Source organism: Myroides sp. LoEW2-1 (assembly GCF_009767705.1).
In the GTDB taxonomy this organism is placed as follows: domain Bacteria; phylum Bacteroidota; class Bacteroidia; order Flavobacteriales; family Flavobacteriaceae; genus Flavobacterium; species Flavobacterium album_A.
Genome location: NZ_WSPP01000037.1, coordinates 1 through 13,389, shown reverse-complemented (window position 1 = coordinate 13,389; position 13,389 = coordinate 1). Strand labels below are relative to the sequence as shown.

12 protein-coding genes and 1 pseudogene are annotated in these 13,389 nt (G+C 31.9%); 9 read left to right on the top strand and 4 right to left on the bottom strand.

The genetic code is table 11. The features are described from left to right. Nucleotides 1-288 precede the first annotated feature (288 nt). From GOQ24_RS03045 to GOQ24_RS03025, 5 genes are all read left to right on the top strand, one after another. Complete coding sequence (locus GOQ24_RS03045; protein WP_160339081.1) at nt 289-777, top strand: ecotin; 489 nt, start codon at nt 289-291, stop codon at nt 775-777. 164 nt (nt 778-941) lie between these two features. Further along, nucleotides 942-1,409: a copper resistance protein NlpE gene (locus GOQ24_RS03040; RefSeq protein WP_160339080.1), complete on the top strand. Its 468-nt coding sequence runs from the start codon at nt 942-944 to the stop codon at nt 1,407-1,409. Between the two features lie 87 nt (nt 1,410-1,496). After that, nucleotides 1,497-2,363, top strand: a complete 867-nt coding sequence (locus GOQ24_RS03035; protein WP_155092648.1) for an AraC family transcriptional regulator — start codon at nt 1,497-1,499, stop codon at nt 2,361-2,363. A 70-nt stretch (nt 2,364-2,433) separates the two neighbouring features. Next, a complete protein-coding gene (locus GOQ24_RS03030) occupies nt 2,434-3,150 on the top strand; it encodes an ankyrin repeat domain-containing protein (protein ID WP_160339079.1) in 717 nt (238 codons plus the stop codon). Between the two features lie 42 nt (nt 3,151-3,192). Continuing rightward, nucleotides 3,193-4,530, top strand: a complete 1,338-nt coding sequence (locus GOQ24_RS03025; protein WP_160339078.1) for an amidohydrolase — start codon at nt 3,193-3,195, stop codon at nt 4,528-4,530. A gap of 308 nt (nt 4,531-4,838) precedes the next feature. On the opposite strand, the gene GOQ24_RS03020 is transcribed toward GOQ24_RS03025, so the two are convergent. The 4 genes from GOQ24_RS03020 to GOQ24_RS03005 all read right to left on the bottom strand — a co-directional run bounded on the left by GOQ24_RS03020 (nt 4,839) and on the right by GOQ24_RS03005 (nt 10,010). Further along, nucleotides 4,839-5,183, bottom strand: coding sequence for a DUF2853 family protein (locus GOQ24_RS03020; RefSeq protein WP_155092650.1), 345 nt, complete (start codon nt 5,181-5,183; stop codon nt 4,839-4,841). A 79-nt stretch (nt 5,184-5,262) separates the two neighbouring features. Then, the gene (menD, locus tag GOQ24_RS03015) at nt 5,263-6,918 is read right to left on the bottom strand and encodes a 2-succinyl-5-enolpyruvyl-6-hydroxy-3-cyclohexene-1-carboxylic-acid synthase (protein ID WP_160339077.1); all 1,656 of its coding nucleotides are present in this window, start codon (nt 6,916-6,918) and stop codon (nt 5,263-5,265) included. Nucleotides 6,919-6,967: 49 nt separating this feature from the next. Continuing rightward, nucleotides 6,968-7,567, bottom strand: a complete 600-nt coding sequence (locus GOQ24_RS03010; RefSeq protein WP_160339076.1) for a glutathione peroxidase — start codon at nt 7,565-7,567, stop codon at nt 6,968-6,970. Nucleotides 7,568-7,958: 391 nt separating this feature from the next. Next, nucleotides 7,959-10,010, bottom strand: a complete 2,052-nt coding sequence (locus tag GOQ24_RS03005) for a tetratricopeptide repeat-containing sensor histidine kinase (protein WP_160339075.1) — start codon at nt 10,008-10,010, stop codon at nt 7,959-7,961. A 406-nt stretch (nt 10,011-10,416) separates the two neighbouring features. Here GOQ24_RS03005 and GOQ24_RS03000 point away from each other — a divergent pair, with 406 nt between their 5' ends. The 4 genes and pseudogenes from GOQ24_RS03000 to GOQ24_RS02985 form a co-directional block, all read left to right on the top strand. Next, the gene (locus GOQ24_RS03000) at nt 10,417-10,689 is read left to right on the top strand and encodes a hypothetical protein (protein WP_160339074.1); all 273 of its coding nucleotides are present in this window, start codon (nt 10,417-10,419) and stop codon (nt 10,687-10,689) included. Nucleotides 10,690-10,695: 6 nt separating this feature from the next. Further along, nucleotides 10,696-11,526: a DUF6602 domain-containing protein gene (locus GOQ24_RS02995; RefSeq protein WP_160339073.1), complete on the top strand. Its 831-nt coding sequence runs from the start codon at nt 10,696-10,698 to the stop codon at nt 11,524-11,526. Between the two features lie 14 nt (nt 11,527-11,540). After that, nucleotides 11,541-12,872: a Fic family protein gene (locus GOQ24_RS02990; protein ID WP_160339072.1), complete on the top strand. Its 1,332-nt coding sequence runs from the start codon at nt 11,541-11,543 to the stop codon at nt 12,870-12,872. Between the two features lie 84 nt (nt 12,873-12,956). After that, a pseudogene (locus GOQ24_RS02985) lies at nt 12,957-13,389 on the top strand (type II restriction endonuclease); the annotation flags it as partial.

The following is a 13,389-nucleotide window of genomic DNA, read 5'->3' as shown; positions in this document are numbered from 1 at the left end:
TTGATAGCTTCTCAGATAAGCTCCATTTCTTGTATTTCATAAGTCCAAAGTTATGTAATTAATTTACTAGTTTCACTCCAGCTTATTTAGGGGCTAAGATATTAACATAATTAAGATTAAAATAGTTTTTTATTGTTAATTCGTTGACTAATATTTTTGAAACTGATAAAAAATGTCAGTTTTAAGTATGTGTTATAAAGTCATAAAAAGTATTAAATTTTTGTAGGCTTGTAAAAAAAGGTCTACTTTCATAATGTATTATAAATACATAAATAAAATATTAAACGTATGAAAAAGATTTTATCAATTTTGATGTTGTTTGCAATAACAACCACAGGAGTTATGGCGCAGACAGTTAACAGGTTAGATCCTTCTATTTTTCCATCTCCAGAGAAAGGATATAAACAGGTATTAATAGAGGTACCTTTTTCTAAAAATGACAATGATAAGAAGATTGAGTTTTCCGTTGGCAAGGTAATGGAAGTAGATGGTTGTAATAATTTTGGATTAGTTGGAACTTTAAAAGAAAAGAATTTAGAGGGATGGGGATATACTTATTACTGTTTTGAATCTAAAGGTGATGTATTTTCAACCATGATGGGATGTCCGGATGCTCCTAAAAGGAATATATTTGTTAGTGGTAAATCAGAACTTGTAAGATATAACGGTAGATTACCTATTGTAGTTTATATACCTGAGGATATGGAAGTGCGTTTTAAAGTGTACAAAACCGATGGAGAAGAGTATTTTGCTAACGAAGTAAAAACCAAGAAATAATTACAAATTGGCAAATTTATAAAACGAAAAAGGAAGATAGTTAGCTATTTTCCTTTTTTTGTGTATTATTAGTAAAAATTAAAAAGTATTAAAATATTCTAAATTAAATTTTGTGACTTGTTTTATATAATTAGTATATTTACTCCATAAAATTAAACACGATTATGAAAAAAAGAAATTTAGTAGCTATGGCTACTTTAGCATTAGCTATCAGTTTTGTAAGTTGTAAGAATGACAAAAAAACAGAAACAGAAACTCCAGCAGTAGAGCAAAGTACTGAAACTAAAAAAGAAGTAGTAGATGAACATACATCTCAAAATTCATTAGATTGGAGTGGAACTTACCAAGGTGTAGTACCATGTGCTGACTGTCCTGGAATTGATACTACTATTGTATTAAATGAGGATGGAACTTTCACAAGAGTATTAGTTTACCAAGACAAAGCAGATGGTAAATTTGAAGACAAAGGAACTTTTGCATGGGATGCTGCTGGATCGGTTATCACTTTAAAAGTTGAAGATAAGGAAGAGACTAAGTATCAAGTAAGAGAAGGTGCTCTTGCTCAATTAGACCAAGAAGGAAAAGCTATTGAAGGAGAACTTGCTGAGAAGTATCTTTTAGCTAAAAAATAAGATATTATTTACAAATAAATAATTAAAAACCCTTAAGTTAGTTCTTAAGGGTTTTTTTGTATAATGTCATAGATATATCGTTGTAATATGAAACAAAAAATTGAGACACTCACAGCCTCTAAGATGCTTGGAGAAGACACTTGGGATATTACCTTGTTTAAGCATACCGAGAGAGGTAGAAACGATTTAATTGCTCCACATAAACACGACTTCTATTTATTGTTGTTTGTCGAATCTGGTAGTGGTATTCACGATATTGACTTTAACACCCATAGGGTAGAGGATTTTCAAATCCACTTTCTTCGACCAGATCAGGTTCACTATTGGAATATGAGTGAGAAAACCAAAGGCTTCCAACTTTTGTTTTCAAAGATAATGCTCAACAGTTTTCAGCTTTTGAGTCCACTTCCTTTTTTTTATGTGGGTATGCCTTGTGTATTAAACTTAAACCAAAAGCAGTACAAGGATTTGAAGGTTAAGTTACTTGCGTTGGAAAAGCAACTTAAGCTGACTAATCGATTAGATCGTGAGATAGCATTACTTGAATTTCACACCCTACTAAAGCATATACATAAATTATATCAAGAGGCTTTTGAATTAACAAGTCTTGGTAAGGTAGATAACAAGATATTGGAATTCGAAGCCTTACTCGAGCAATATTATTCATGCCAGAGTCAAGTGTCTTTTTATGCTGATAAGCTTAAAATCACCTCTAATTATTTGAATATAAAATGTAAGAAAATACTTGGTGTAACAGCAAGTGAGCTGATACAAAACCGCATAATACTCGAGGCTAAGCGCCTTTTAACAACTACCAATGCTTCGATTAAGGAAATTGCCTTTAATTTGTCTTTTAACGATACCCCTTACTTTAATAACTTTTTTAGAAAGCACACTCAACTAACTCCAGGTGAGTTTCGCAAAAGTTATAATATTTACAATAAACCAAAGTAAATTCACAATTTGTATTTTCCTTAGCCTTGTATCTTTGTCAGAGATGTTATTGTTATAAAAACAAAGGCTTATGAGTAGAATTGTCAAATATTGGTCTTTATTATTGTTTGCTGTATTGATGAGTTCTACTGTGTTGGCAAATTGTTCGAGTGATAATAATTCTAAATCAATATCAACCGAGCAAGCCAATCAAACTATGGAATTTTTCCAGGCAATAGACAAACAAGATATAGCTCAAGTAAAACGGCTAATTAGGGATAAAGCAAATTTAGAAGTTGTCAATAAAAAGGGACAAACTCCCTTAATGTACGCTCTATACAAGGCATATAATGATATTGCATCTTTATTAATTGATGCCGGTGCAAATGTCAATGCCCAAGATGATATGCTCAATAGTCCTTTTTTGTATGCTGGAGCTGAAGGGAATTTACAGATTGCGCAAAAGGCGTTGAGTCATGGAGCTGACTTTCAAGTGTTTAATCGCTATGGGGGAACTGCTTTAATACCAGCAGCTGAAAAAGGTCATTTAGATATGGTTATTCTACTGGCCAATACCAAAGGCTTTCCGATTGATCACGTGAATAATTTAGGGTGGACTGCTATTATGGAAGTGGTATTAATAGGTAAGGGAAGTATGCAAACCCAGATTCAAATTACCAAGGAGCTCATTAAAGCTGGGGTGGACGTGAATATCCCAGATAACAAGGGAGTCACTGCCCTAAGCCACGCTATTGAGTTAGGTAAAAAGCAAATTGCTGAATTAATAAAAAACGCAGGAGGGAAGTAATAAGCCTTAAAGGTAGAGTAATACAGAAATAAGAAATTGACAATGATTAATCGCAAAGAGTTTTTAGGAATGGCTGCTGTAGCTACATCGGGTATTTTTATGCCTACTGTAGGATATAGTAAAAATAGGGAACAACAAGAAGAATTATTAGCTATAGCAAACAGCGAAGAGTTTATTCTTAAAAACGTGCGATTAGAAATAGGATTTGAGTATAATGATGATAACAAAGTAAAGGCAAATAAGACAGCGCTTTATAACCTTCATATCAAAGATGGAGTTATCTTGGAGCTTACCACAGGTGATTTATCAGTTGTAAATGTAAAGCAAATTGATGCAGGTGGTCTTTTAATGCTTCCAAGTTTTAGCGATATGCATATTCATATTGACAAGACTTTTTACGGACAAGGGTGGAATGCAGAGCCAATCAATGCACGTTCGGTAAAAGATATGATTGAGCTGGAGCGACAAATATTGCCTGATATGCTTTTAAATTCGACAAGCAAGGCTGAGAAGGCAATAACTCTATTAAATAGCAAAGGTAGTTGTTTTGCCCGTTGTCAAACCAATGTAGAACCTACAAGTGGACTACGAAGTTTAGAGAATTTGAAAATTGCTATTGATAATCAAAAAGATAATATAGAATCAGAGATAGTTGCTTTTCCACAACATGGTATTATTTATTCAGACAGTGAGAAGTTGTTAAGAGAAGCAGCAAGTTTAGGGGTTGATTATATAGGAGGGCTTGATCCAACAACGGTAGATGGGAATATGCAAAGGTCGTTAGATATTATGCTCTCGGTAGCCTTAGATTATAACAAGGGAGTAGATATTCACTTGCACGAGTCTGCAAAAACAGGTATAGCTGCAATAGAATATCTAATTAATAAAGTTCGTGAGAATAAAGCATTACAAGCAAGAACTTATATCAGTCACGGCTTTGCCCTTGCTCAGATACCACAAGTAGAGTTAGAGGCCATTTGCGAGGAGTTCGCTGATTTAGGTATTGGAGTTATATCTACAGTGCCAATTGGAAAGACAATTATGCCTATACCTACTTTTTATAAGTACAAAGTTAAAGTAATGACTGGTACAGATAGTATTGTAGATCACTGGTCTGTATTTGGTAGTTGCGATATGCTTGAAAAAGCTAAATTATCAGCAGAACTTTACGGATGGAGAGATGAATTTCACTTAAGTAGAGCATTAAAGATTGCTACTAAAGATCAACAGTTGCCATTGGATGATAAGGGAAAGATGCAACGGCCTAAAAAATCAGATCAGGCCAGCTTTGTTTTAGTAGATGCAAGTTGTTCTGCACAAGCCGTAGCTAGATTACCTAAAAGGGAATATGTCTTTTACAAAGGCAAAAGAGTAGTTTAATTAATAAAGATTAGTAATACATTTTTAAGTATTTTTTTTTCATAGCCCAATTTTTTTTTAATTCAAATCACTCTCAATCAATTGCCCATGATAGAGAGTGAGAACTCAAAAAAATAGACCTTTTATACTTTAGTGTCTTTTTTGATTTGAGTTATTTTAACAAGTAAGTAATTAGACTTTCTAAGTTAAGTGTTTTATTAGCCAGTAATCTTTTGGATTGCTGGCTTTTTTGATTGCTTTAAAAGCACAAAAAAGGGCTATAGTAAACTATAACCCTTGTCATTAAAATATAGAAAATACAATAATTATTATTTTGCGTATACACTTTCTTTTTGGAAATGTACAGTTAGTAAATAGTACACAACCGCTCTGTATTTGTTTTTATTTGATTGACCATATTGATTCAATACTTTCGCAATTCCTTCATCCAATTTTGGAGAATCTTTTAATCCTAATTTTTTGATTAAAAAATTGTTCTTTACTGTAGCTAATTCAGATTCTGAAGTTCCTGCTACAGTAGAAGAGTCTTTGTTGTAAATAGAAGGACCACATCCGATAGTTACTTTCTCTAATAAGTCCATTTTTGGAGTTACACCGCATTTTTCTTTTAAATCAGCAGCATACTTTTCAATTAATTCAGCTCTTTTACTCATAGTAATTTTATTTAATTTTTTTGTATGTACAAGATAGTTAAAATATTTGAATACTATCAAATACAAAAGCGAATTTTTTTTACATATTGCGAAAATACTCTTTAAGTACCTGGTCGTTTACCTGCGTAGGTGTACTAATTTCTAATATTACTGGTCTATTATTTGAATTCCAGAACGTAGGTAGCTCCCTTTGTAATTCTTGTTCACTTCTCACGGCTATGTAGTCCAAATTAAACATTTTGGCAAGGTGCTCAGCCGTTAGATTATGTGAGGTCTCAAAATAGGTATTAAACACAGGAGTTTCTTTATGTCCTGGTAGAATTCTAAATATACCTCCTCCTTGATTGTTGAGTAAAACGATTTTAAAGTTTTTTGGAATGTATGCATTCCAAAGGGCATTGCTATCGTATAAAAAACCAATATCTCCAGTGATTAACACATTGGGCTTTTCAGAAGCAACTCCAGCGCCAATAGCGGTGGATGTGCTTCCATCTATTCCACTTGTTCCTCTATTGCAATACACCTCTATAGATGGATCAATTGGTACTAACTGCGCATACCTTATGGCAGAACTATTGCTAATTTGCAGTTGAGTTGATTTAGGAAAACTTTGCATAAGCAAATCAAATACCTTTAAATCACTATAAGGAATTTGGGCCATATACTTTTGATGCGCCTCTAATCTTTTGTGTGCAATGTCTTTAGCCCATAATAGGTAATTACTATTTTGATTTCCTTTAGTTAATTGATAAATCGAATGGAAAAATCGCTCTGGTGTATCGATTATTTTGTCTGTTAAAGCATCAAAGGTATCATAGTGTCTTAACAGATCGATATGCCAATGGCTCTCAGGCTTATATTTGCGCAGAAAAGCTTTAATACGCTTGCTCACGACCATTCCCCCAAAAGTGATTAGAATATCAGGTTGGAAGGCTTTAAAATCCTCCTGTGAAAAAGTAGTAATTATACGATCGATATGTTGAATATAATTCTTGTGATGTATATTTGAAGTTGTTTCTGTTAGTACAACAACAGAAGGGTCATTAGCTAAAGCCTCTATTGTAGCCTTTGACAGTACATCTGGATAGTTAACCCCAACAAGTACTAATTTTTTATTGGCCTTGTTCCATTTATCGCTATAGCTTGTATACTCAATAGGAGCAGGAGGTAGGCTTTCAAAAGGTAAGATAGTAGGGTTTACTGTAAGCTCAGTAACTGTATTGTATAAAGGTTCTTCAAAAGGAGCATTAATGTGTACTGGTCCTTTTTTGACAATTGCCGTTTGTATAGCTATATTAATCAAGTGGTCATTCTCTTGACTGTTCTGATCTAAAAGGTTTGCACTATACAAAATATGATTGGCATAAACATCTTTTTGTCTAATTGTCTGTCCATCTCCTATGTCTATTTTACTCGATGGTCTATCAGCTGAGATTACAATTAAGGGAATCTCACTATAGAATGCCTCTGCTATGGCAGGGTAATAATTTAAAAGAGCTGATCCCGAAGTGCATACAAGTGCTGTTGGTTGTTTTATCTGTTGAGCCATTCCCATTCCAAAGAAGGCAGCACAACGCTCATCTGCAACACTGTAACACATAAAAAAAGGATCACTGGCAAAGCCTATAGTTAAAGGGGCATTGCGTGATCCTGGTGATATTATAATATGTTTAATGTTATTTGCTTTGCAGATTTGTATAATGCTTTGGGCTAATTCTATTTCTGGATAAGTCATAATAAAAAACTAAAGCTCAAAGATACAAACAAACCCGTCAATTCTTTGGTTATTCTACTGCAATTTTATTCTTTATCCAGTCTTTAATCTCTGGATCTGTAGGTAAAATACGCGGGTTAATAACTTTCACTAAATGACCTTGTTCATCAATAAGGTATTTTTGGAAGTTCCATTCCACTTGGCTATCAGTTACTCCATTGCGTTTCTTTTGGGTTAAGAACTCATAGATAGGCGCCATATCGTCTCCTTTAACTGATATTTTCTCCATCATAGGGAAAGTTACGCCATAGTTAGCCTTACAGAAGGTTGCAATTTCTTGATTGCTACCTGGCTCTTGAGCACCAAAGTTATTGGCTGGAAAACCAACAATTACAAAGTCTTCCCCTCCAAATTCGTTATATAAACTTTGCAATTGTTTATACTGAGGAGTCAATCCACATTCAGAAGCGGTGTTTACAATTAATATCTTTTTACCTTTTAAAGTTGCAAAATCAAACTCTTTGCCATTAATGTCTTTGACCTTAAACTGGTAAATCGTTTTTTCTGTTTTTTGTTTGTTCATAATTTCAATGTTTATAGTAGGTGTTATGTTTGCAAGGGAGAAAGAGGTAGTTGCTATTAAGCATACTGCGATTAAGAGTTTTTTCATATTTTACTTTGTTTGAGTGTCAATATACAAATTGTTGATGTAACTGTATAATATTTAACGTTTTAAGATTTGTTGTTATTGTTTTGTGTACTGTGTTTCATATAATTCAAAGCCTTTTAACTAGTAATGTGCAAGGATATCGGTAGTTTTTTATAAAAGTGATATACTAGTTGAAAAGCTTTTACTGGAATATCTGAAAGGCTAAAATCCTTTTTTAAATCCAAAACTTTTTCTTTGATAAAATAAAAAGGGGTATTGAGTTTTAATTCAGTTAAGAGCGACTTTTTACCTTTTTTTTGTAGAGGGCGTATAAATAGATTCACAGCTTTATATGCTTTAATAATAAGCAATAAATATATAAAAAATACAATTTACAAGGCACTTGTATAACTTATATTTCCAAAGTGATTTTTGTCCCTACAGGGTTATTGGATTCGATATTTAGTTTGGCCTGAATGATATTTGCGCGATCTTTAATATGCTTTAAAGTCTGTTCTCTTGATTGCTCTTTATCCATTCCAATTCCATCGTCAGTTACTGTTAAAATAAGCTGATTATCTATGGTATATAAATTCACTAAACAGTTAATTGCTTGAGAGTGTTTATTGACATTGTCGAGTATTTCATTTAAGATATAATACAAGTTTATTTTCTCCTCTACGCTTAAAGATTCCATGCAAACATCACTTTCAATGGTTAAAGTAAACTTTGTGTTGTATGGATTTTTTTGTTGTTTGACTAACTGTGTAATCAGCTCTTCGAATGAATTTTTATTGAAAGCGCTGCTATTGGCCAATTCATGAGAAATCTCTCTAATCTTTGCTTCTAATCTTTGCAATTCACCCACAAGGGAATCTTGCAATTGTTGGTTATCGCTTTGTAGTTGTTGTAAATTAAAGCGCAAGGTAAAGATACTATTAATCACACCATCGTGTAGGTCATTGGCAATTCTGTTGCGTTCGGAATTGATTGAACTTTGTTGTAGCTTGTTATTTAAGAATAACAAATTCAGTATCTTTTCATCAATAGACTTTTTAATTGCAAGATTTTTCAAAGCAATGTTCTTTGCTTTTGTTCTGGTGTAAAAAAACAGAAAGATTAAACTTAAAAAAACTACTATCGACACCGTTATAATTACCGTTATCTTAAATCGTAGGGATTTGTTTTCATTGACTATATAAAGAGTTTCATATTCAATCTTAGTAAATTTCTCTTGGGTTTGCTTTTCTCTTTGATGCAATACTTTATTTAACTCGATTAGTTCTTCTATTAAATGATAGTTTTTACTAGAAGAGTCTTGTAATAAGAGAAACTCTATAGCTTGTTTTTGTTGCAGGTTTAAATTAGCTTTTTTTGCAATATCATAGGATTTTTTAGCCCATTTTATTGCATTTTCACTTTGGTTTTTTTCCTGGTATATCTGGGCTATAGCAATACTAAGATCTGCTTTGTAAAAATCGTAATCAAGCTTGTCGTGTATTTTATAGGAAATCATTAATCCCTCTATAATATTGGGATTCTTGCCTTGTTTGTATAAAGCGAGTTGATAATCCATATTGACAAAAGAGAAGATAAATGGGTTGAAGTTTTTTTGTATCTCTTCAATCCCCTTTTGGGCAAATATTTCAGCTTTATTGTAATCTTCTCTGAAATAACTAATCATTGAATAATTAGCATAGAGATTACCTAAGAAAAGGTATTTTCTGTTTTGAGCAATCAACTTAGGGTTATCTTTTATTCTTTGATATACTTGAAAAGCTCGGTCTAAATATTGTTCTGCTTTATCTAAGTTGTTTTGATCCGCGTAGTGATAAGCCATTGTTTGTAAGGCTAACATATACACAGGATTGTTTTGTTTTTTCTCTAGTAATTTTAATGCCTTAGCTATTTTTACTTCTGATTCTATTTGAAGACCTAGTTCGTAGAATAAGATTCCTTGGTAGAAATTATTCTCCGCAATTGCGTAATTGTCTTGTAATTTTTTGTAAATATTTTCCGATTGAAGGTGGTAATAATAAACGCTATCGTAAAGTCCTTTATCTTGGTAGTAGACAGCAAGGTCATTAAAGATAGAGGCAAGTCTATTTTGGTCTTTACTTTTAATAGCATCTTTTTTTGCTATATGGGCTAAAGTCACAAATTCTTTAGCATCTGTCCATCTTAATTGATCAAGCACGCTATCGATTAACTCTCGATCCTTTAGGGTGTTTTTAGAAGTAAGTGCTCTTTGAGTTAAATGTTCAACATTCTTAGCAATTGAATCTTGTTGAGGATCGCTAAGTTTTATTTTAAAGAGAAAATCTAAATCTAATTGATGAGTCGATTTATTTTGCTGACAGCCAATCACAAGAGTTGTGATAAGGGCTAAAAAAAGAAAATTGAATAATTTGCCAGTAAAACGCATATTGAGTGTTTTTAAGGTGTAAAGGTATAACTTATTCATATCATTTACTTTGTGCTGACTTTTTTTAAGATATGCTGATTTTTTGACTACTGTGTTTTGAATATAGTGAATTAATTTACTAATTTCACTCCAGCTTATTTAGGGGCTAATATAGTGTGATACCTTATGTTTGAAGTAAAGAAAAAGGCGCGAAACTAAAATCAATCCTAAACTGAGGCTTGCGACGGCCTGACAACCAGAAAGACTTAGCCCGCGCCCATATAAGGCACAGGCGTAAGTCTATCAATTAATGGTTGTCAGATGAAGGTCGCAATTTCAGTTTAACCAATATGATAGCTTACGCTAGTTCAATTACTATTTTAATACCGCTAATTTACGGATTTTTATAGAAGTTTGATATACATTATTGATGAAATTCCGTAATTTGTAACCAAAATTGTTGATGATGAAAAAGATAACAGAAATACAATTCAAACACAATGTTGATGCTTTTTTAGAACAAGCCATAGACGAACCTATTCAAATTGAATTAGTAAATAATAGGTTGTATCTTTCTACTATTCACAATATTAATGTTATTGATAATGAATGGGTAAAAGAATTTATGGCTATTCCTGAAGAGTTTCGGATAAACCCTTTCGAAATTTCTGATTCCGGTGATTTATATTGGGCAGACAAACGGAATGTGGAAGCTGTAAAGGGAATAATTAAAAGTTAAAAAAAAATGAGTAATAGCATATATATTAAGTTATTAGAAAATAAAATTGACAATCTTATAAATTCTTTTAAGCATACTTCAAGAAGTATCTTTTATGATGCGGAAAATAAAAGAATTATTCATCCAGGTGAGTTCGGTGGATATAGAGAGAAAATTCTTAATGATTTTATAAAAATTATTATTCCCAAAATTTATGGTATAGGAGATGGTTTAATTATTTCTAACACTAACCAAATTAGTACCCAATGCGATATTGTAATTTATGATAGAGATTATACACCAACAGTAGAAATTGATTCTTTTCAAAAATTTTATACAGTAGAAACGGTAGTTGGTATAGGAGAAGTCAAGTCCGTTTTAAATAAGTCAACACTTAAAGAAACACTACAAAAATTGTCAAATATTAAAAGGATTAAATCTCAAGTTCAAAATCCTTATGTTTTAAAGAAAAAAAGTAAAGACCTAAACACATTCAATCCTGCTATTAATTTCTATGATAATATTTTTAGTTTTTTAGTTTGTGAAAAATTAGATTTCGATCTAAATAATACTAACTGGGATGAATATTTTGAAAACGTTTACGAAAGTATTGATCTACATCAAAGACACAATGCAATATTGAGCATAGAAGATGGCATTTTCCTTTACAAAGGTGTAATTTATGGACAAATGACTACTCTTCCTTATCCATGTATTACAGAAAGTCAAATATTAGAAAATGAATTTATAAAGAAAGAGGATGATTATAGGATATTTAAATTATTCGCTTCTGCAATGTTTGATGGTATATCACATGCAACAATTTTATACCCAGAAACCACAAGATATATCGAATAATTATTATAAAATACATGATCGAAAACAAACATACTGAGTTCAAACAAAAAGTAACGCCTGAATTAGAAAAAGAAGTAGTCGCTTTTTTAAATTCTAATGAAGGTGGCGTAATTTATATTGGCATTGATAAAAATGGAACTGCTGTTGGTGTAACTGATGCTGATCAGGAGCAATTAATTATTAAAGATCGTTTAAAAACGAATATTTTACCATCTTGTTTAGGACTTTTTGATTTGATTATTCAAAAGCGAGACGACAAGGACATCATCAAAATTATTGTGGCTGGTGGTTATGAAAAGCCGTATTACATAAAGAAATACGGACTTTCAGAAAAAGGGGCTTTTATTCGAATCGGAAGCTCGGCTGAACCAATGCCTACTCGACTAATAGAACAACTTTTCAGTAAACGCATCCGAAATTCTATCGGAAATATGAAATCTCCGAAACAGACTTTACAGTTTCAGCAATTACATATTTATTATCAATCGATTGGAAAAGCTTTAAATGAACAATTTGCTCGAAATTTAGAGTTAGTTACAGAAGAAGGAGACTACAATTATGTAGCATATTTAATGAACGACATTAATAACATTTCGGTAAAAGTAGCTCGTTATCAAGGTTTAAATCGGGTAGAATTAACAGAAAGTAATGAGTATGGTTATGAATCTTTGATTAAAGCTACACATTTAGTTTTAGATAAATTGAATTTAGAAAACCGTACGTTAACTAAAATCACTCCGAAACAACGTAAAGAACAACGTTTATGGAATGCTATTGCTTTACGAGAAGCCGTAATTAATGCCTTTGTACATAACGATTATACAAAAGAAGTTGCTCCAAAATTCGAAATTTTTGACGATCGATTGGAAATTACTTCTTATGGTAGTTTACCTGAAGGACTTTCAAAAGAAGAATTTTTTGAAGGATATTCCATCATCAGAAACAAAGAATTGATGCGTATTTTCAAGGACTTAGATTTAGTAGAGCAATTAGGTTCAGGAATTCCAAGGATTTTGCAGGCTTATGCGGAAGAAAGTTTTCATTTTTCAGAGAATTTTTTAAGAGTTACATTGCCTTCAACGGAATCTGTAACACGAATCGAACAAGATACCGAACAAGATACCGAACAAGATACCGAACAAGTTCGATTATTAATTTCGAGTATGGCAGATAAGAAATATAGTACTACAGAATTAATGGAACTTGTGGGTATAAAACATCGTCCTACATTTTTATATAATTATTTACAACCAGCCATAGAAGCAGGTTTAGTAGCCTTGACCATTCCTGATAAACCAACAAGCCGAAATCAAAGATATTATTTAACGGAGAAAGAGAAACACTAAAAAGTATAATAAATATTTTTATTATTTTAAACATCTTTAAATTATTTTGTAGGTTTATACGTTAAAAACAAAAAACACTATTACATGTTATCAACTCCCATCAATAAAGCATTGAATCCAGCATATCGTAAATTTAAACCATTAAAAAGCGATATAGAAAAGTTTAAAAATGAATTATTAAACTGTATTGAAGCTATTGATTTAAGCGATAAAAAGAATGAAAGTGAAGAGCATTTAAAAGAACCTATTAAACGCTTTTTTCAAAATACATTTTATCAGAAAAATCTTATTAATACTAAGGATCGTATTGATTTAGCTATATACTTGGATGAAACAGCAAAGAGTGATATAGGAGTAATTATTGAAGCTAAGCGACCAAGTAATAAAGCTGAATTTATTTCTGAAAAGAATTTAAATAAGAAAGCACTACATGAATTGTTGCTTTATTATTTACGTGAACGAATAGATCATAAAAACAACAATATTAAGCATTTGATTATTACAAATGGTGTAGAGT

What these genes read in the sequence shown, in the direction of transcription:
- GOQ24_RS03035 (WP_155092648.1), top strand. Translation starts at nt 1,497, where the DNA reads ATGAAACAAAAAATTGAGACACTCACAGCCTCTAAGATGCTTGGAGAA.
- GOQ24_RS03020 (WP_155092650.1), bottom strand. Translation starts at nt 5,183, where the DNA reads ATGAGTAAAAGAGCTGAATTAATTGAAAAGTATGCTGCTGATTTAAAA.
- GOQ24_RS03010 (WP_160339076.1), bottom strand. Translation starts at nt 7,567, where the DNA reads ATGAAAAAACTCTTAATCGCAGTATGCTTAATAGCAACTACCTCTTTC.
- GOQ24_RS03025 (WP_160339078.1), top strand. Translation starts at nt 3,193, where the DNA reads ATGATTAATCGCAAAGAGTTTTTAGGAATGGCTGCTGTAGCTACATCG.
- GOQ24_RS02990 (WP_160339072.1), top strand. Translation starts at nt 11,541, where the DNA reads ATGATCGAAAACAAACATACTGAGTTCAAACAAAAAGTAACGCCTGAA.
- GOQ24_RS03040 (WP_160339080.1), top strand. Translation starts at nt 942, where the DNA reads ATGAAAAAAAGAAATTTAGTAGCTATGGCTACTTTAGCATTAGCTATC.
- GOQ24_RS02995 (WP_160339073.1), top strand. Translation starts at nt 10,696, where the DNA reads ATGAGTAATAGCATATATATTAAGTTATTAGAAAATAAAATTGACAAT.
- GOQ24_RS03045 (WP_160339081.1), top strand. Translation starts at nt 289, where the DNA reads ATGAAAAAGATTTTATCAATTTTGATGTTGTTTGCAATAACAACCACA.
- GOQ24_RS03030 (WP_160339079.1), top strand. Translation starts at nt 2,434, where the DNA reads ATGAGTAGAATTGTCAAATATTGGTCTTTATTATTGTTTGCTGTATTG.
- GOQ24_RS03005 (WP_160339075.1), bottom strand. Translation starts at nt 10,010, where the DNA reads ATGAATAAGTTATACCTTTACACCTTAAAAACACTCAATATGCGTTTT.
- GOQ24_RS03000 (WP_160339074.1), top strand. Translation starts at nt 10,417, where the DNA reads ATGAAAAAGATAACAGAAATACAATTCAAACACAATGTTGATGCTTTT.
- menD (WP_160339077.1), bottom strand. Translation starts at nt 6,918, where the DNA reads ATGACTTATCCAGAAATAGAATTAGCCCAAAGCATTATACAAATCTGC.